The sequence below is a fragment of the Huaxiibacter chinensis genome (assembly GCF_022171985.1).
Classification (GTDB): domain Bacteria; phylum Pseudomonadota; class Gammaproteobacteria; order Enterobacterales; family Enterobacteriaceae; genus Enterobacter; species Enterobacter chinensis_A.
The window spans coordinates 102,863-121,279 of record NZ_JAJVHF010000006.1 but is presented as its reverse complement, the minus strand read 5'-3'; the positions used below and the strand labels follow the sequence as shown (position 1 = coordinate 121,279).

The 18,417-nt window shown below is 51.9% G+C and carries 14 protein-coding genes; 6 read left to right on the top strand and 8 right to left on the bottom strand.

What is annotated here, in order from left to right:
- Positions 1-104: 104 nt before the first annotated feature.
- Positions 105-905, top strand: coding sequence for a glycosyltransferase family 2 protein (locus LZP96_RS15255; protein ID WP_064324311.1), 801 nt, complete (start codon positions 105-107; stop codon positions 903-905).
- Here the strand turns inward: LZP96_RS15255 and LZP96_RS15250 are convergent, their stop codons facing one another.
- Genes LZP96_RS15250 through gpmM form a run of 3 tightly spaced genes read right to left on the bottom strand, consistent with a single transcriptional unit; the run spans position 906 to position 4,676 of the window.
- Positions 906-1,835, bottom strand: coding sequence for a divergent polysaccharide deacetylase family protein (locus LZP96_RS15250; RefSeq protein ID WP_064324312.1), 930 nt, complete (start codon positions 1,833-1,835; stop codon positions 906-908).
- A gap of 3 nt (positions 1,836-1,838) precedes the next feature.
- The gene (gene envC / locus LZP96_RS15245; RefSeq protein WP_232462984.1) at positions 1,839-3,098 is read right to left on the bottom strand and encodes a murein hydrolase activator EnvC; all 1,260 of its coding nucleotides are present in this window, start codon (positions 3,096-3,098) and stop codon (positions 1,839-1,841) included.
- A 33-nt stretch (positions 3,099-3,131) separates the two neighbouring features.
- Entirely contained in the window at positions 3,132-4,676 is a 1,545-nt protein-coding gene (gpmM, locus tag LZP96_RS15240) for a 2,3-bisphosphoglycerate-independent phosphoglycerate mutase (RefSeq protein WP_258926152.1), read from the bottom strand.
- A gap of 248 nt (positions 4,677-4,924) precedes the next feature.
- Here gpmM and LZP96_RS15235 point away from each other — a divergent pair, with 248 nt between their 5' ends.
- The 5 genes from LZP96_RS15235 to cysE all read left to right on the top strand — a co-directional run bounded on the left by LZP96_RS15235 (position 4,925) and on the right by cysE (position 8,036).
- Positions 4,925-5,356, top strand: coding sequence for a rhodanese-like domain-containing protein (locus LZP96_RS15235; RefSeq protein ID WP_064324315.1), 432 nt, complete (start codon positions 4,925-4,927; stop codon positions 5,354-5,356).
- A 12-nt stretch (positions 5,357-5,368) separates the two neighbouring features.
- Positions 5,369-5,620, top strand: coding sequence for a glutaredoxin 3 (grxC, locus tag LZP96_RS15230; protein ID WP_064324316.1), 252 nt, complete (start codon positions 5,369-5,371; stop codon positions 5,618-5,620).
- Positions 5,621-5,652: 32 nt separating this feature from the next.
- Positions 5,653-6,120 carry a protein-export chaperone SecB gene (secB, locus tag LZP96_RS15225; RefSeq protein WP_064324317.1) on the top strand — a complete coding sequence of 156 codons (468 nt, stop codon included), beginning with the start codon at positions 5,653-5,655 and terminating at the stop codon, positions 6,118-6,120.
- Entirely contained in the window at positions 6,120-7,139 is a 1,020-nt protein-coding gene (gpsA, locus tag LZP96_RS15220; protein WP_064324318.1) for an NAD(P)H-dependent glycerol-3-phosphate dehydrogenase, read from the top strand. Before secB ends, gpsA begins: the two co-directional genes overlap by 1 nt.
- A gap of 75 nt (positions 7,140-7,214) precedes the next feature.
- A complete protein-coding gene (gene cysE / locus LZP96_RS15215) occupies positions 7,215-8,036 on the top strand; it encodes a serine O-acetyltransferase (RefSeq protein WP_064324319.1) in 822 nt (273 codons plus the stop codon).
- Here cysE and trmL read toward each other — a convergent pair.
- The 5 genes from trmL to LZP96_RS15190 form a co-directional block, all read right to left on the bottom strand.
- Positions 8,033-8,506 carry a tRNA (uridine(34)/cytosine(34)/5-carboxymethylaminomethyluridine(34)-2'-O)-methyltransferase TrmL gene (gene trmL, locus LZP96_RS15210; protein WP_064324320.1) on the bottom strand — a complete coding sequence of 158 codons (474 nt, stop codon included), beginning with the start codon at positions 8,504-8,506 and terminating at the stop codon, positions 8,033-8,035. The genes cysE and trmL overlap by 4 nt on opposite strands.
- 224 nt (positions 8,507-8,730) lie before the next feature.
- Positions 8,731-9,918: an FMN-dependent L-lactate dehydrogenase LldD gene (gene lldD / locus LZP96_RS15205; protein WP_064324321.1), complete on the bottom strand. Its 1,188-nt coding sequence runs from the start codon at positions 9,916-9,918 to the stop codon at positions 8,731-8,733.
- On the bottom strand, positions 9,915-10,688 hold the full coding sequence (gene lldR / locus LZP96_RS15200; protein ID WP_064324322.1) for a transcriptional regulator LldR: 774 nt from the start codon (positions 10,686-10,688) through the stop codon (positions 9,915-9,917). Before lldR ends, lldD begins: the two co-directional genes overlap by 4 nt.
- Positions 10,685-12,340 carry an L-lactate permease gene (gene lldP / locus LZP96_RS15195; protein WP_258926151.1) on the bottom strand — a complete coding sequence of 552 codons (1,656 nt, stop codon included), beginning with the start codon at positions 12,338-12,340 and terminating at the stop codon, positions 10,685-10,687. The genes lldR and lldP overlap by 4 nt, the downstream gene beginning before the upstream one ends.
- Positions 12,341-12,610: 270 nt before the next feature.
- Positions 12,611-18,187: a DUF3320 domain-containing protein gene (locus LZP96_RS15190; RefSeq protein WP_258926150.1), complete on the bottom strand. Its 5,577-nt coding sequence runs from the start codon at positions 18,185-18,187 to the stop codon at positions 12,611-12,613.
- Positions 18,188-18,417 lie beyond the last annotated feature (230 nt).

The window sequence follows — 18,417 nt, the reverse complement described above, 5'->3', positions numbered from 1 at the left end:
TCACAATTTTGCGATCCGCAATCGGATTATTTCGAGTTTTATTTCGCTTTTTTATCCACACGCTTATAAAGTTTGTTTAACTCCCGTTTACCTTTACAGTGACTATGTTCAAGCTGACCGTTTGTTTATTGACCTGTAACTCAGCGCGACTCCTGCGCGAAGTCCTGCCTCCCTTGCTGATCGTGGGCGATGAAATCATTGTGGTGGATTCCGGCAGTACGGATAACACGCTGGATATCTGCCATGAATATGGCCTGACCCCGCATCTACATCCTTACGCCATGCACGGTATGCAAATGAATCATGCCATTGGCCTGGCATCCAATGACTGGGTGCTCTGCATGGACAGCGATGAAATTCTGGATGCTGAAACGATCGATTTTATTCTGGCGCTAAAGGCCGGTGAAGAGCCTGCGGTGGACAACGCCTGGCGTATCACCCGCTACTGGCACGTGCTGGGGCAGGAGGTGCGAACCCTTTATCCTGTCTCGTCACCCGATTTCCCGGTGCGGCTTTTTAACCGGACCCAGGCGCGATTTAACCATCGCCCCGTGGATGACAAGGTGGAAGGCAGGCTGCACACCGTGAAAATGCCAGGGCGCGTGCGCCATGACACCTTTTATACGCTGCACGAAGTCTTCAATAAGCTGAACAGCTACACCTCGCGGCTGGTGAAATACCAGAACGTTCGCCCGTCCATTGGCCGAGGGATCGTCAGCGCCATTGGCGCGTTCTTCAAATGGTATCTCTTTAGCGGAGCCTGGCGGCAGGGGAAGGTGGGTGTCGTGACGGGCCTGTACGCCACTTCATACAGCTTTTTGAAATACTTTAAAGCCTGGTATCAACATGAAGACAAAAAAGAGCCCGTTGCTAAGGAGCATACGGACTCTCATCTTGTTGAATAATTAAGCTTTATTACCCCAGCCTTGCCACTGGTGCTTAAAGTACTGCACCAGTGTGCTCTGGCTCATACTCTCCCCAATCACCGTAAAGAAGCGCGTCGCGTAGACCGGCTCAGGCGTTTGTTTCGGCTGGCACATGTTCACCCCCCGGAACGGATTACGCGGTGCCGTAGCCGGCGGCGGGGTATGTGGTCGTGAGGTATCCACCTGTGGTTCGTTCAGCAGATCGCCCGGACGGACCAGCGTGATATCAGAGGGCAGGGTCGGCAGCATTTGCTGCAATACGCGCACCGTGGACGGATGCGGATGCCCAATGGCAATGGCGGATCCATTTCGCCGCGCCAGCTGAACGGCGCGATTAAACTGGACGCGAATGTCCGCTTCGTTCTGCGTGTCGTCCAGGAAGACTTTACGCTTAATCACCTTCACACCCGTGCCCTGTGCGGCACGCATCGCCTGGCTATTTCCGATGGTTACGCTGTCGAGGAAAAAGAGATTGTAGCGTTCCAGCGCCTGCATCACTTTTTGCATTCCAAACAGGCTGGAGGTCATCGCGCTGCCCATGTGGTTGTTCAGTCCGACCGCAAACGGCACTTTGTTATACGCATCGCGAATAATGCGTTCGATCTCGTCGCTGCTCATATCCGGGCGAAGCGTGTCTTTTTCTAACGGTTGCTTACTGAGGGGGGCCATCGGCAGATGAATCAGGACCTGGTGCCCGCTATTGTGTGCTTTGGTCGCCATTTCGTGCGCGTGTGGCGCATTGGGTAACACGGCGACGGAGATGGCCTGCGGCATGGCCAGCACCTGATTTTCCGTGTGCGGACGATAACCAAAGTCATCAATCACAATGGCAAGTTTGCCTGCGTATACCGGAGAAGCCAGCGCCAGTGCACTGACGATGGAGAAAACAAAACGACGAAATTGAAGCAAAACCTATCTTCCCAACCACGGCTGTGGATTGACCGCCTGACCCTGGCGACGGATTTCGAAATAGAGTGACGGGCGGCCCTGACCGCCACTGCTGCCCACAAGGGCGATGGGTTGTCCAGCACGGACCTGCGTACCCACGCTGACCAGCGCGCTCTGGTTATAGCCGTAAAGACTCATATCGCCTTTACCGTGCTCAACCACCACGACCAGCCCGTAGCCCTGCAACCAGTCGGCGAGAATGACGCGGCCATCGGCGATAGCTTTGACTTCACTCCCTTCAGACGCACCGATAACGATACCTTTCCAACGTAGCTCACCTTGTAGCTGTTCGCCATAGCGATGCAGAATTGTGCCGCGAACGGGCCAGAAGGCTTGTCCGCGCGGTGCGCCCAGTCCGCCGGTACGTGATATCAGCGAACGTTCCGTTTCCGTTGGTTTGTAGGTGGTCCCTTTGCGGGAGGCTTCCTGCTGGCGATCTTTCACCGCCTGCGCTTCACGCGCTTCTTTCTCTGCACGGGCTTTTGCTGCCGCTTCGGCGCGGGCAATACTGTTGCGCAGCTTAGATTCGTTAGCGCGCATTTCACTGAGCTGGCTTTGGCCCTGCTGGATAGAGGATTCCAGCCCGGCGAGCGTCTTCTTACGCTCGTTACGCGCCTGCTCGAGCTTCGCCTGCTGCGCCTGCTGGTCATACAGCAACGTTTGCTGCTGACTCTGTTTTTCTTCCAGTTCGGCTTTCTGCGAGGTGACCTCTTCCCGCGTTTGCTTAAGCTGCGCGATGGTCTCCTGGCGTGCCTGGTTCAGATAGCCAAAATAGGCCTGTAAGCGCTGGCCGCGCTGGCTCTCTTCACCGCTCAGGATGAGCTGAATGCCAGTGTGTTCGCCCTGGCGGAACGCCGCATCGAGCTGGGCCGCCAGATTGCGCTCCTGCGCATCTCGCTGACGTTCCAGCTTTGCAATGGACGCATTCATCTCGTCAATTTGCTTATTGAGCTGGGAGAGGGTGTTCTGCGTTTCGCGCAATTTACGGGTGGCAGCGGAGATCGCCTCTTCCTGCTGCTTAAGTTGCGCAAGCAGCGAGGAGCGCTGCTGCTGCTGCTGGCGTACCGCACGCTCTTTGGCGGCGATATCTGCCTGGATTGATTTTAACTGATCGCGGTCGTCCGCATGGGCGGAAGCGGCGCACAACAATACGCCAGCGCTAAGCGCGCTGGCGTAAAGCACAGGCCTGATGGATAACCGAAACGGCTTCACGGCCCATGTGATTGAAAAAATCGCCTTTCCCCTCATGGGGAAGGATTATTCCACGATGAACAGCGGCTTGCCAGTCATCTCTTTCGGGATTTCCATACCCATCAGCGTCAGCATCGTTGGCGCGATGTCGGAAAGCTTGCCGCCTTCGACCGCTTTCAGTGATTTATTACCGACATAAATCAATGGCACAGGCAGGTTAGTGTGCGCCGTGTGGGCCTGACCGGTAGAAGGATCGCGCATCTGCTCTGCGTTACCGTGATCGGCCGTAATCAGCAACTGACCCCCTACGGACTCGACCGCTTTAGCCACCTGTTCAACGCAATGATCCAGCGTCTCAACGGCTTTTACTGCCGCTTCCATCACGCCCGTGTGGCCCACCATATCGCCGTTCGGGTAGTTACAGATAATGGTGTCGTACTTACCGCTTTCGATGGCGGCGACCAGTTTTTCGGTCAATTCGGCTGAGCTCATCTCAGGCTGCAGATCGTAGGTCGCGACTTTCGGTGAGTTAATCAGAATACGGTCTTCGCCTTTGAACGGCTCTTCGACGCCGCCATTAAAGAAGAAGGTGACGTGAGCATATTTTTCCGTTTCGGAGATGCGCAGTTGGGTTTTGTCGTTCTTCGCCATCCACTCACCAAAGGTATTGGCCAGAGAGGCTGGTGGGTAAGCGCACGGAACCTTGATGTCAGCGGCGTATTCCGTCAGCATCACAAAATCGAGGTTAACCTCTTTTTTACGAGCGAAACCGTCGAAATCAGCGTTCACGAAGGCGCGGGTGATTTCACGGGCACGGTCAGCACGGAAGTTCATGAAAATCAGCGCATCGCCGTCTTCCATTGCCGCGTCTGGCTGGTCTTCTGCACGGATGACCGTCGCTTTAACGAACTCGTCGTTCTCATCGCGGGCATACGCGGCGTCAAGACCGGCCACCGCGGAATCAAACTGGAATTCACCTTTTGCCAGCGTCATCAGATCATACGCTTGTTCAACGCGATCCCAGCGGTTGTCACGGTCCATGGCGTAGTAACGACCAATGATAGACGCGACGCGACCTTTACCGAGCGCGGCAAATTTATCTTCGAAAGTTTGCAGGGAAGATTTTGCGCTGCGAGGAGGCGTATCACGTCCATCCAGGAAAGCGTGCAGGTAAATTTTTTCTGCGCCGCGTTCAGCCGCCAGTTCAACCATTGCCAGAATGTGATCTTCATGGCTGTGTACGCCACCGGCGGAGAGCAGGCCCATGATATGTACCGCTTTACCGGCCTTAACGGCTTTATCGACGGCGGTGGTCAGCACGTTGTTTGAGAAGAAGGTGCGTTCTTTAATTTCAACGTCCAGACGGGTGAGATCCTGATAGACGATACGGCCCGCACCCAGATTGACGTGACCCACTTCAGAGTTACCCATTTGACGGTCTGGCAGACCCACTTCCAGGCCAGATGCATCAATCAGCGTATGCGGACGTTTCGCCCACAGGGCATCCATGACCGGGGTCTTTGCGTTGAAAATGGCGTTATCCTGGCTATCTTCACGGTAGCCATAGCCATCCAGAATCACCAGTACCATAGGTTTTTTAGAAACCGACATTGCGACAACCTCATGCTCAAGAGATAAAAAAATTTGCGTAATTTTACTACAGCTGAATCGATCAAATAGCCGCAGAAGATCAAAGAAAGCGTGGGGGCAAGCGCCCGTAAAGACCATTTTGGGTCATTTTTTTCGTGGCATGCCGCAGAAAATGGATTAGCTTATTCTCGCTGGCTGTATTTGCCACAACGCACAGGTATACTCCTGTCCTGGTTTTTTTATCACTACGTCGGGAGTTGTTACCCCCCATGCAAGAAATTATGCAATTTGTTAGCCGCCATCCGGTACTGAGTATCGCGTGGATTGGTTTACTGGCCGCTGTGCTGTTTACTACATTTAAAGGCCTGACTTCTAAAGTTAAGGTGATTACCCGTGGTGAAGCAACGCGTCTGATTAATAAAGAAGATGCGGTGGTTGTGGATCTGCGTCAGCGCGACGATTTCCGCAAAGGTCACATTGCCGGTGCTATCAACCTGTTACCCGCTGAAATCAAGGCCAACAACGTAGGTGAACTGGAAAAGCATAAAGCTCAACCGATCATCGTTGTTGATGGTACCGGAATGCAGGCACAGGATCCGGCAAGCGCGCTTATCAAAGCGGGCTTCGAAAAAGTGTATGTACTGAAAGACGGCGTCTCCGGCTGGAGCGGTGAAAACCTGCCGCTGGTTCGCGGCAAATAAGAGGAATACGTTATGGCCAATATTGAAATCTATACCAAAGCGACCTGCCCGTTCTGTCATCGCGCAAAAGCTCTGCTGAGCAGTAAAGGCGTGACCTTCCAGGAACTGCCTATTGATGGCGATGCGGCAAAACGTGAAGAGATGATTAAACGTAGTGGCCGTACCACGGTTCCGCAGATTTTTATTGATGCGCAGCACATTGGCGGCTGTGATGACTTGTATGCGCTTGATGCAAGCGGTGGACTAGAACCCCTGCTGCGCTAAGGCGTTTTAGGATAATTAAAAAGGGTATTTCCATGTCAGAACAAAACAACAACGAAATGAGCTTCCAGATCCAGCGCATCTATACTAAAGATGTCTCTTTTGAAGCTCCAAATGCACCACAGGTTTTCCAGAAAGACTGGCAGCCTGAAGTTAAACTTGATCTTGATACCGCGTCTACCCAACTGGCAGACGATGTATACGAAGTCGTGCTGCGCGTGACCGTTACCGCTTCTCTGGGCGAAGAAACTGCGTTCCTGTGTGAAGTTCAGCAGGGCGGGATTTTCTCCATCGGCGGCATTGAAGGCAACCAGATGGCGCATTGCCTGGGTGCATACTGCCCGAACATTCTGTTCCCGTATGCCCGTGAATGCATCACCAGCCTGGTCTCTCGCGGTACATTCCCGCAACTGAACCTTGCGCCAGTTAACTTTGATGCGCTGTTCATGAACTATCTGCAACAGCAAGCTGGCGAAGGTACTGAACAACATCAGGATGCCTGATGAGTACTGTTAATGCGTCAATGACAGTGATCGGTGCCGGCTCGTACGGCACCGCTCTTGCCATCACCCTGGCCCGAAATGGCCATGAAGTGGTGCTTTGGGGCCACGATCCCAAACACATTGCGACGTTGCAACACGATCGCTGCAACGTGGCTTTTCTTCCGGATGTCCCTTTCCCCGACTCGCTGCATCTCGAAAGCGATCTCGCGACCGCGCTGGCAGCCAGCCGCAATATTCTGGTTGTCGTCCCGAGCCATGTCTTTGGCCAGGTTTTACATCAGATCAAACCGCTGATGCGCGCCGACGCGCGTATTGTGTGGGCCACGAAAGGGCTGGAAGCCGAAACCGGACGTCTGTTGCAGGACGTAGCCCGTGAAGTTCTGGGTGATGATATTCCGCTGGCGGTAATCTCCGGGCCAACCTTCGCTAAAGAGCTGGCGGCAGGCCTGCCGACGGCCATTTCACTGGCGTCTACCGATCGGGCGTTCTCGGACGATCTGCAGCAGCTTTTGCATTGCGGTAAGAGCTTCCGCGTCTACAGCAATCCCGATTTTATCGGCGTGCAGCTGGGCGGGGCGGTGAAGAACGTGATTGCGATTGGTGCAGGCATGTCCGACGGTATCGGGTTTGGTGCAAATGCCCGTACGGCGCTGATCACCCGTGGCCTGAGCGAAATGTCTCGTCTGGGCACCGCGCTTGGCGCCGATCCCACCACCTTTATGGGGATGGCGGGTTTAGGCGATCTGGTGCTGACCTGTACCGACAACCAGTCTCGTAATCGCCGCTTTGGCATGATGCTCGGCCAGGGCATGGACGTGATTGGCGCACAGGAAAAGATTGGCCAGGTCGTGGAAGGTTACCGCAATACCAAAGAAGTTCGCGAATTGGCGCACCGCTTTGGTGTCGAAATGCCAATAACCGAGGAAATTTATCAGGTATTGTATTGCGGAAAAAATGCGCGCGAGGCAGCATTGACCTTACTGGGTCGCTCACGCAAGGACGAGCGTAGCAATAACTAATCGGAACCGTAGTCATCTGAATGACCCAGCCAGCGCAGAACTGGCTGGTCATTAACCTGTCGTCTGGAGTAAGCAATGCCGTGTGAAGAACTGGATATCGTCTGGAATAATATTAAAGCTGAAGCCCGGGCTTTAGCCGACTGCGAGCCTATGCTCGCCAGCTTCTACCACGCAACGCTACTTAAGCATGAAAACCTTGGCAGCGCGCTGAGCTATATGCTCGCCAATAAGCTGGCCTCTTCGATTATGCCGGCCATTGCCATTCGTGAAGTGGTGGAAGAGGCCTACGCCGCCGATCCTGAAATGATCGCTTCTGCCGCCTGCGATATCCAGGCCGTGCGCACGCGCGATCCCGCGGTAGATAAATATTCTACGCCGCTGCTCTATCTCAAGGGTTTTCATGCCTTGCAGGCTTACCGTATCGGTCACTGGCTATGGAATGAAGGCCGCCGCGCGCTGGCTATCTTTCTGCAAAACCAGGTGTCCGTGACCTTTCAGGTCGATATCCATCCGGCTGCGACGATTGGTCGTGGCATCATGCTCGACCATGCGACGGGCATCGTGGTGGGTGAAACCGCCGTCATCGAAGATGACGTCTCTATTCTGCAATCGGTCACCCTGGGCGGTACGGGCAAAACCAGCGGCGATCGTCACCCTAAAATCCGCGAAGGCGTTATGATTGGCGCTGGTGCAAAGATCCTCGGTAACATTGAAGTGGGGCGTGGCGCGAAGATTGGCGCGGGCTCCGTGGTGTTACAACCCGTTCCGCCACACACAACCGCTGCTGGCGTACCGGCGCGTATCGTCGGCAAACCAGACAGCGATAAGCCGTCGATGGATATGGATCAGCACTTTAACGGCATCCACCATACCTTTGAGTATGGCGACGGGATTTAATCTCTGAGAATGGCGCCGGGATAACCTAACTGGCGCCATGCTTCATACACCACCACCGACACCGCGTTCGACAAATTCATGCTTCGGCTGTCCGGCATCATGGGGATTCGGATTTTTTGTGCGGGCGGCAGGGCATCCAGAATAGTCGCCGGAAGACCACGTGTTTCCGGGCCAAACATCAAATAGTCACCGTCCTGATAGCTAACTGCGCTGTGCGCTGGCGTGCCTTTTGTCGTCAGGGCAAACATGCGCTGCGGCTTTTCTGCCTCAATAAAGGCGGCGTAATCCTGATGACGCATCACGGCAGTAAACTCGTGATAATCCAGCCCTGCGCGACGCAGACGTTTGTCATCCCACGCAAAGCCCATTGGCTCGATAATATGCAGACGAAAACCGGTATTGGCGCACAGGCGGATAATATTACCGGTATTAGGTGGAATTTCAGGTTCGAATAAAACGATGTTAAGCATGCTGCCCCCTTATATGCGGGGGCAGAATAGCAGAGTTTTGCCCTCACCCTAACCCTCTCCCGCAGGGAGAGGGAATATTTCTACCTCCCGCTCCCCGTGGGACAGGCACTGGTTTTCTCCCCCTCCCTGTGGGACAGGGTCGAGTGATGGCACAGGTTTTTCTCCCTCTCCCTGTGGGAGAGGGCCGGGGTGAGGGCATCAGGCCGCACAACACCGCACCACGGTTACGCCGCATCCCCCTGCGACAGCGGTGCCAGCGCCGCGGGTAATTTACTCAGCTCCTGCACAAGCGAATCCTTGCTGATTTCCCCGATCGTTTTTGCTCCCGTTAGCGTCATCGCCACCTTCATCTCTTTCTCAATCAGGTTAAGCAAATTCGCCACGCCCGCCTGGCCGTGCGTCGCCAGTGCATACAAATACGCGCGGCCCAGCAGTACGGTGTCCGCACCCAGGGCAATCATGCGCACGACATCCAGGCCGTTACGAATACCGCTATCGGCCAGAATCGCAATATCCCCTTTTACCGCATCAGCAATAGCAGGGAGCGCGCGTGCAGAAGACAGCACGCCATCCAGCTGACGACCGCCGTGGTTGGAAACGACAATGCCATCCGCGCCGAACCGCACGGCATCGCGGGCATCTTCCGGATCCAGGATCCCTTTGATCACCATCGGGCCATTCCAGAATTCCCGGATCCACTCAAGGTCCTTCCACGAAATAGACGGATCGAAGTTATTCGCCAGCCAGCCAATATAGTCTTCAAGCCCGGTCGGCTTACCGAGGTAGGTCGAGATATTCCCCAAATCATGGGGACGGCCATTAACCCCGACGTCCCAGGCCCACTGTGGATGCGTCACCGCCTGCCAGTAACGTCGCATTGCCGCATTCGCACCGCTCATGCCGGAGTGCGCATCGCGATAACGTGCGCCGGGCGTGGGCATATCCACGGTAAACACCAGCGTTGAACAGCCTGCTGCTTTGGCTCGCTCCAGCGCGTTGCGCATAAAACCGCGATCGCGCAGGACATAAAGCTGGAACCACATAGGTCGCTTAATGGTGGGAGCAACCTCTTCGATAGGGCAGACCGACACGGTGGACAGGGTGAACGGGATCCCTTTTGCATCCGCCGCCGCCGCGGCCTGTACTTCGCCCCGCCGGGCGTACATGCCGCACAAACCCACGGGGGCCAGCGCAACGGGCATGGAGAGCGTCTCGTTGAACAGTTTCGTCTCAAGGCTCAGGTCCGACATATTCTTCAGCACGCGCTGACGCAGCGCCACTTCAGAGAGATCTTCTACGTTTCGGCGCAGGGTGTATTCAGCGTAAGCGCCTCCGTCAATGTAGTGAAACAAAAAGGGCGGCAGGATGCGCTGCGCCGCGGCGCGATAGTCACTGGCTGCGGAAATAATCATGCATTGTTCTCCCGGGAATTATCATGATCGCCGGGCAGACGGGTAATACGCGCTTGCCTGGCCTGATCTTCATCGAACTCTTTAATGGTGGTATGCACAAAGCCCAGATGCGCCATCATCGCTTTGCGAGCGGCCTCGGCATCCCCTGCCAGAATGGCGTTCAGAACGGCTTCATGCTGCTCGGTCAGTTGGGCAAAAACGGGGGGCACCAGATACATGCGCTGACGGCTCTGCTTCACGGAGGATTGCAGCAGGTCAAAAAAACCGCGCATGGTCTGCAGCAGGACAATATTGTGCGACGCTTCGGCAATCGCCAGATGAAAACGCACATCGGCCTGCGACGCGATATCCGGATCGCGGCTTTGGGTCGCCTCGAAGCAGGCTTTAAGTTTCTCTTTGTCCGCATCCGTGGCGCGCATAGCGGCATGCCAGGCGGTACTGGTCTCGATAGCATGCCGGGCTTCAAGGATATCGAAGCTGTAGTCCGGATCGTTCTCCATCAGCGTTTTCAGCGGCTGAACGATGTTTTGCCCGGACCAGTCATCATGCTGCCAGCGCACAAAGGTGCCGCCCCCGCGACGGCTCAGTAAAACGCCTTCACTGACCAGCGTTGCCAGTGCTTCACGCAGGGAATTGCGCGAGACGCCAAGCTGTGCGGCAAGCTGGCGCTCGGCGGGCAATTTCATGCCCGCTTCAAGCTGTTGTTCTTCAATCAGCGCCAGCACGCGAGAGGCGATCTCGTCGGACAGGCGTCTGGGCATCACTATCATGGAATCATCCAGGTTAAGACATAGGCCTGCAGCGTGGTGATTATCCCGACCATGCAGGTGAATATCAGGCTGTGTTTTACGGTAAAGCGGAACAGGTCCGACTCTTTACCGACCAGTCCCACCGCGGCGCAGGCAATGGCGATGGACTGCGGGGAGATCATTTTGCCCGTCACGCCACCCGTTGTATTGGCGGCGACTAACAGCACATCCGACACGCCAATCTGCTGTGCGGCAGTGGCCTGTAAGGCCGCAAACAGGGCGTTAGATGAGGTATCCGATCCGGTCAGGAACACCCCCAGCCAGCCGAGGAACGGCGAGAAGAAGGTAAACGCATGGCCGGTATGGGCCAGCGCTAACGCCAGCGTCGACGACAGGCCGGAATAGTTGGAGATGAAGGCGAACGCCAACACCATGCCGATAGAGTAAATCGGCAGCGCCAGTTCCTTCAGCGTGCTGGCAAAGGTCTGTATCGCGGCGGCCGGCTTCATGCGCAACCACACTATAGACAGGATAGCGGCAAACAGAATGGCGGTGCCGGTGGCAGAAAACCAGTCAAATTTATAGACCGCCGCATACGGCGTCGCGTCGTGAACGACCGGCGGCATCCGCGCGACCATTTTGTCGAGGAACGGCACAGAGATATTGAACACCATGTCGTAGAGCGCGCCACCTGGCGCAAAGAGCGCTTTGAACGGTGGAACGCTCCAGAGCGTAACCGTGGCCGTCAGAAAGAGGAACGGTGACCAGGCGCGGATAATCTGTCCGGGAGTGTAGTGCGTCCGGGCCAGCGTCTGATCCACCTGCGAGGCGCCCATGTCGCCAAAGCGGAAGGTGCGTACCGGCTGCCAACGCTTCAGGAACAGCGTCAGACACACAAGAGAAACCAGCGACGAGATGATGTCCGGCAGTTCGGGGCCGATAAAGTTTGAGCTGAGGTACTGGGCGATAGCAAATGAACCGCCCGCCACGACGACCGCAGGCCAGGTCTCTTTAATCCCGCGCCAGCCGTCCATAATCGCCATGATCCAGAACAGCACAATAATGGTCAGGAACGGCAGTTGACGACCCACCATCTGACCAATTTCAAAGCTATCCAGCCCGGTCACCTGTCCGGCAACCAAAATGGGAATACCCATTGCGCCAAAGGCCACCGGCGCCGTGTTCACGATAAGGCACAGGCCCGCGGCATAAAGGGGGTTAAAGCCCAGCCCCACGAGCAGCGCGGCGGTAATCGCTACGGGCGCGCCAAATCCTGCGGCACCTTCCAGAAACGCACCGAAACAAAACCCGACAATCAGCATTTGCAGACGCTGGTCAGGGGTGATGGAGAGGATCGACGAGCGGATAATGTCGAACTGCCCGGTTTTCACCGAGATTTTATAGACAAATACGGCAGCGATGATGATCCAGGCTATCGGCCAGAGACCGTAGAAAAAGCCATAAACGACCGACGCCAGCGCGCGATCGACAGGCATTTTATAGAAGAGGAGGGCCACAACTAAGGCAATGGCCACGGTCCAGGTGGCGGCGATATAGCCCTTCAATTTGAGCTTAATCAGCGCAAAAAAGAAGAACAGAATAGGTAACGATGCGATCAGGCTCGACAGCCAGATATTCCCGGCCGGATCGTAGTTTTGTTGCCAGAGGCTCATGCAGGTCTCCTGAGGACCACACGATCGGTTCGGCGGTGAGTCTGTGCTCATCTCTGCGTCACAGTCAGTGTAAAAGTGGTCCTGCCAATAGGGTGATGTAGGGTTAATGACAACAAATGGTTAATCAATTGTTATGCATGAGCAATGGTTTTGTGAGCAGAAATGGCAGAAGTGTGAACCAGGGGACAATCAAAAGGGGAATTGGTTGGGCCAATTTCACGGGAGGCGGGCAATACGGCGACTCCCCGCGAAACTGGCCTTCAGGAGGGCTCAAATGACTTTTTTACTGTCCTCTTCCTCCGCGTAAGTTATTAAACCGTCACTTTGCTTAAGCTTGTGATCTTTGATCAACTGCTCAACTACGTCAGAAATGACTCGCTTCAGAAGGCTACTCGTCGATTTAAAACCCAGCATTCTCGAAACCGCGGTAATAACTTCATCCTCTGTGGCACCCAAGCCGACTTTAACGAATTCAACCGTGCCTGAGGCAATTTCTTCCGGAGCAATCATCTCTGGTTTGCGTAGGCCTGCTGATAACACATTTTGTCTATTGCGAAGCTGAATGGCCGCTCCCGTATAGAAAAAGAAGCCATTTTCTTCTGAGATCTTGCCCTTTTTACATGCTAATTGGGCAGACTGGCTAACGACGTTTTCAATGCGAGCGCCAGCACGTTGCAATCCCCATGCGGTACGCAGACGGGTGATGATTTCGCTTAAGTGGACAGGGGTTTCAACGGAGACGATTTTTTCGATCATGTCTGCAAGAACACCTGTAGGCATTTCGTGTAAAGCATAGGCAAAATTAGCTTCAGGCTTCGATTCTTCATAGTTAATCGATTGGTCATTTGCGGGATTAGATTTATCTAAGCCGACTTCAATGACGTTATCTCGTTCAACAGTCACTATCTCAATGGGAACCGCACGTAAATGAGAAGATGCATGTTGCGCTCTGTTTTTCAGCTGGTCCTTTGCATTTTCGATAGCATTGATGACTTTCTGAAGCTGTTCTTCTGGGCGCTGGAACCAATCGGTACTCCAGATGCGATGGATGAACCATCCATGATCCTCCAACACCGCCTGGCGTAAGCGATCTCGCTCTCGGGCCGAGCGCGAAGAATGGTAGGCGCTCCCATCGCATTCAATTCCGAGGAGATAACGTCCCGGCATGTCAGGATCGGCAATGGCCAGATCAATGAAGAAACCTGCTATCCCAACCTGCGGATGCACCTGATAGCCTTTAGCTTGCAGCGCTGCTGCAACTTGTTCTTCGAAAATGCTATCCATGGGACGCCCTGAAGGCGTTGACATTGATAAACGGCCTGTACGGGCATACTGAAGGAAAAGTTTGAACGCCAGTACGCCAATACCTTTTGCACGTTCGAGATCGATATCTTCATCGGTAATGGAGGCAAAGACTTCGCAGCGACGTTTTGCGCGACTAATTAAAACATTTAAGCGCCGTTCTCCACCTTGTGAACCAAGTGGGCCAAATCGCATAGCGAGATAACCTTGAGCATTTCGGGCATACCCTACTGAGATCATGATGACATCTCGCTCATCACCCTGGATATTCTCAAGATTTTTAATGAAGAAAGGCTCGCCATGATGGGACTGGAAGAAATCTTCGTATTGCGGGTTCAATCGGCGAAGGAACTCTAGCTCGTCCTGGATCGCTTTGCGTTGGGAAACGGAAAATGTTGCAACACCCAGCGAAAGTTCCGGATTTGACTGGATATGCTCCAGAATTGCTGTTGCAACTCTCCTGGCTTCAATGGGATTGGAGTTACTGCCTCCTGATTCAAAAACACCCTGTTCAACATAATGGAATCGTAAACCCATTCCCGCTTCTTCCGTATAGGGGCTTGGTACGATAAAGAGCTTATTCTCATAGAACTGGCTATTTGAGACGGCAATAAGAGATTGATGGCGACTGCGATAATGCCATCGTAGCATCCGTTGAGGTAATCCTCTGGCCACGAATAGACCCAGGATGCTCTCGATATCAGCAACTTGAGTTGCATCGTCATCATCCCCATCGTTACTGGCTTCGGTCATTCGTGAGAAGAAGCTGGTCGGCGGTAATTGCCTTTCATCACCTACGACGACGACTTGCCGACAACGTGCAATAGCACCAATAGCGTCAACGGGCTGGATCTGGCTGGCTTCATCCATCACGAGCAGATCAAATTTTTGTTTTCCTGGGATCAAAAATTGCGCAACGGAAAGCGGACTCATCATAATTACTGGTTTTAATGCCTGTATTGCCGGGCCAGCTTTGAGCATGAGCTGACGTATAGGCATATGCCCTCTTTTTCTTGCCATTTCAGCTCGCAAAATGCCTACAGGCCCTGCAGCACCCATTTTAGAAGGAATGCGCCGATGGTGGGCTCGTGCAACTTCAAGGCTGGAAGACTTAATACGTCGCAGGTCCATTTCTGCGAACGAGTTCACTTTTCGCGTATGAAGCTCACCATCAAAACGAGAAAGAGAAGGTATATTTTCAGCCATTAAAGTAAACAGCGAATCGAAATAAGAATATTCAACGGAGGTGTAGCATTCATTAAGAGGCAAGCGCCCATCTTCAATTCTGTCAATGACTTCCGAAAGCCCCGACTGGTTAGCCTGATTACGCCGATGCTGCCATGCAACCCATTTTGATAGCTGTTCTGAGTGCTCGATCCAGGACTCAAGTTTGTCAGAGAGGCGCTGAATACTTATTAAGGCATTATTATCTGAACAGAAAAGATCATCAAATCCGGAGTGGAGCTCTTTAGCGAGTATTTTCAGTCCGTCAAGAATGGTCGAATTCATTGTAGTAAGTTGGTTTACCGTCTCCATTAATTCATCACGGTCTTTGATAGTTGCGCTGATAAATCGTAAATCACCATATTCAACCATCCAGTCATAATCTTTTTTTAGTCGATCCCAACTTGAGTGATAGCTTAACCAGTCTTTTCCAAATGCAGCGTTTCCTAATTCTGATTGAGATTCGATTGATTTTTTCTGGTATTGCAGATCAATGATTTTTTTGATCAGACTGAGACGTTCGCCCAAGTCATCTGCCGGACATTGCATAATCTGGTGAGACAATGTATCAAGACGAACAAGCTTTTGTATGAGAGCCTGAATGAAATTCAGGGGAACCCGTTTGACAGAATAATTGTTATCAAACCAAGGCTCTGGTGATGGGCCGAAAGCCTTCCACAGTAGATTGAGTTCGACATTGGCGCTCTCCAAAAGCAGTGACAACTGGCCGCTGAGATGCTTAAGCATCTCGCGATCTGAAAGTTGGCTCGCTAGCATACGTGCTTCCGGACCGACGTCCTTAATCGTAGCCATCCACTCGACTAAAGCTTTGAGAGCAATGCTGTCGCTATTTTCACTACGCCAATGTGGACCAAATGCGTTACTACCAAATTCATTACAGCCCGAGATTTTTTTTCTGAGTGCTTGTGCCTGAATTATATTATCCAGGATTTCAATTTGCTGAACTAAGGGTTGATTCGTATCACGAATCAGTGTTTTCGAAAGCGCTCGGGAGCGTCGCCAATCTCCGTTCAGAAATTTAAACACGCCTGTATTGACGGCGAGATGATGCCTGATTTGCGTGAGCTCCGTTTCCCATACAGTTTCAAATACAAGGGGATTAAGTTTTTTTCGCAGAGAATTGAAACTGGCAATGGCCTCGACCAGATCCATGGCTTGCTCAACACCATGTTCCCACACAGAAGCAATAAATGCTTGAGGGCTTGCATCTGGTGCGTCTGCAACTCGCTGGCTGAGGGTGATAAGGTTTTTGATGTCTCTACTCGAAATGTATTGAGCATCTGTACCAAGTTCTTTTGCAAGATTTGTCACAGCTGTGCTGATTTGCGGAAGTAAGGGCAGCAACATTTTGGCAGAAGCGAAGGCACCAGGCTGAAGGGGGCAGGGGAGAGACTGTAATTCATCACGAAGTTCAAGAAGGTCGGTATCAAATTGATTTGGATAAATGAAGCTTTGTACTTCATCGTAACCTTTGGTGAAAGTTTCACCTTTATCAATCAGGTCTTTTATTTTGGAGGATGAATTCGACCAAACTGGTGCAATGAGAGCAGACTCTTCAAATTCTGGAGCTTGATTAAGGGCAGTAGCGCGCTCTGTAATTTTAACCGTATCATCAAAGTAGGTGGGCTTTGGATTTAATCCGATAAGAGAGGCTGTAGATAACATTAACTCATGGAAGATTTTCGTCTGGCTTAGTAATGCATCTATTTTGGGAATCAGCCTTTCCGTTTCGCTCGGCAAAATCGATTCCCGTTTGACCCCATTCCATGGATGATTCTGAGGTAGGCCAATATCCTCGATACGCTCAATAATTTCTTTGACGAGATCCAGGCGTTTTAACAGATCAGTGTTACTCCATTCAGCAAAGCCATGGAGATGGAAGTCGGTAGGTGCTTGTCCGTTTTGACGTAAGCGAACAAGTTGCCCAATCACCTGATATGGGCTTAATTTGGATGGGGTAAAAATCTTATGTAATCGAGCAGGGTGTTCATTTAAAGTATCACGGGCCTCAGTTAAATTTTCGATCAGCTCGTCAGGATATTCTCCACGAGGCGATCCCAGCTCCCATACACGTTTCAACTCTTCTAATAAAATACGCTTATTGGCCTTGTTACTATGTAACTCAAGACAAGCATCGCCAACGCCCGTTTGGTCTAAACGTCGTTTTACTACTTCCAGAGCTGCCATTTTCTCAGCAACGAAAAGCACTGTTTTTCCATCTGCGATAGCAGATGCAATAATATTGGCTATGGTTTGTGACTTACCCGTTCCCGGTGGCCCTTGTATCACCAGGTTTTTGCCTTTTCTCACCTCATGAATAGCGAGTGTTTGTGAGCTATCGCTGTCCATAATGTGCAGCATGTCTTTTGGTGAGATAATGGGATCTATAGAACTCTCGTCTGAGATAAGTCCATCGCTTTCTTCAAAACCCTCTTCCATAAGCGCGCGTATAAGGTACTGGGAGGTAATCGCTTCTCCATCAGGCCAATTTGCAGGATCTAAATCCCGGTACATCAAAAATTTAGAGAACGAAAATAAACCGAGGATAATATCGTTGTCATTGACTTCCCAATCGGTCTTTAAAGCTATTGCCTGTTTAACAGCTTCAAAGTAACTTTTTACGTCAATGTTATCATTATCATCACACAGCATTTCAGGCACGCTTATATGGTGAACCCGTTCAAGAAATGCTTCCAGTGAAAGATTCGATATAATGTCTTCTGCACGTGCTCTTAGTTTGAAACGTTCACCTGCATTGCCTCGTTCAAGGCTCACAGGCACAAGTATCAAAGGCGCATAGCGTATATTTTCTTTATTAGCGGGATCGATCCACTTAAGTGTTCCCAGTGCGAGAAAAAGAATATTGGCACCTTGCTCTTCTTCTAGTGTTTTTGAGTCATGATAGAGATCAAGCAGGCGTGACTGTAAGCCTTTAGGTGTAAGACGGGTTTGAAGCTTTGTGTCAAGGTGCTGTGACCTTGTCTCGGTACTTGTCTCATCAAACTGATAAACGAATTTTTTCTCATCTGAGGAGTTATCCTCATCTTTCAGCTCGATGTCTTCTTCTTTTCCCGATTTTCCATGGAGAAAAGTGAATGCTTTTTTTTCATTGACGAGCAGGTCATAAATGAGATCGGAACGTTCGTCTATAACTTCAAGGAAGCGAGTATTTTTAGATCTTGGGATGTTAAGTAAACGATTTCTGGCACCCAGATCAAGCAGTTCAGCTCTGGCTTTTTCAAGTTTTTGTTCTAATGAAAGTGCACTGTTTTGAAAGGCTGTGTGTTCAGTAGAGTTCATAGATTGATAACCTAATTCAATGACTAACCATCAAACCTTTGAATATATTATATTTCAGAGGTTTATTGGGTGTATTATTTAGATTTATAAGGTAAGTATTTACTGTACTCTTCTGGAAAGGGATTGTGAACCCATCGTTATCATTATTGCAGAAGATTAATCAATCACAATTACTATCTTGATCAATAAAAAAGCCTGATATATACACATAATGAATATATCAGGCTTAA

Coding starts and splice junctions, on each gene's coding strand:
- secB (WP_064324317.1), top strand. CDS start 5,653: ATGTCAGAACAAAACAACAACGAAATGAGCTTCCAGATCCAGCGCATC.
- LZP96_RS15255 (WP_064324311.1), top strand. CDS start 105: ATGTTCAAGCTGACCGTTTGTTTATTGACCTGTAACTCAGCGCGACTC.
- LZP96_RS15235 (WP_064324315.1), top strand. CDS start 4,925: ATGCAAGAAATTATGCAATTTGTTAGCCGCCATCCGGTACTGAGTATC.
- lldD (WP_064324321.1), bottom strand. CDS start 9,918: ATGATTATTTCCGCAGCCAGTGACTATCGCGCCGCGGCGCAGCGCATC.
- gpmM (WP_258926152.1), bottom strand. CDS start 4,676: ATGTCGGTTTCTAAAAAACCTATGGTACTGGTGATTCTGGATGGCTAT.
- trmL (WP_064324320.1), bottom strand. CDS start 8,506: ATGCTTAACATCGTTTTATTCGAACCTGAAATTCCACCTAATACCGGT.
- lldP (WP_258926151.1), bottom strand. CDS start 12,340: ATGAGCCTCTGGCAACAAAACTACGATCCGGCCGGGAATATCTGGCTG.
- LZP96_RS15190 (WP_258926150.1), bottom strand. CDS start 18,187: ATGAACTCTACTGAACACACAGCCTTTCAAAACAGTGCACTTTCATTA.
- lldR (WP_064324322.1), bottom strand. CDS start 10,688: ATGATAGTGATGCCCAGACGCCTGTCCGACGAGATCGCCTCTCGCGTG.
- grxC (WP_064324316.1), top strand. CDS start 5,369: ATGGCCAATATTGAAATCTATACCAAAGCGACCTGCCCGTTCTGTCAT.
- gpsA (WP_064324318.1), top strand. CDS start 6,120: ATGAGTACTGTTAATGCGTCAATGACAGTGATCGGTGCCGGCTCGTAC.
- cysE (WP_064324319.1), top strand. CDS start 7,215: ATGCCGTGTGAAGAACTGGATATCGTCTGGAATAATATTAAAGCTGAA.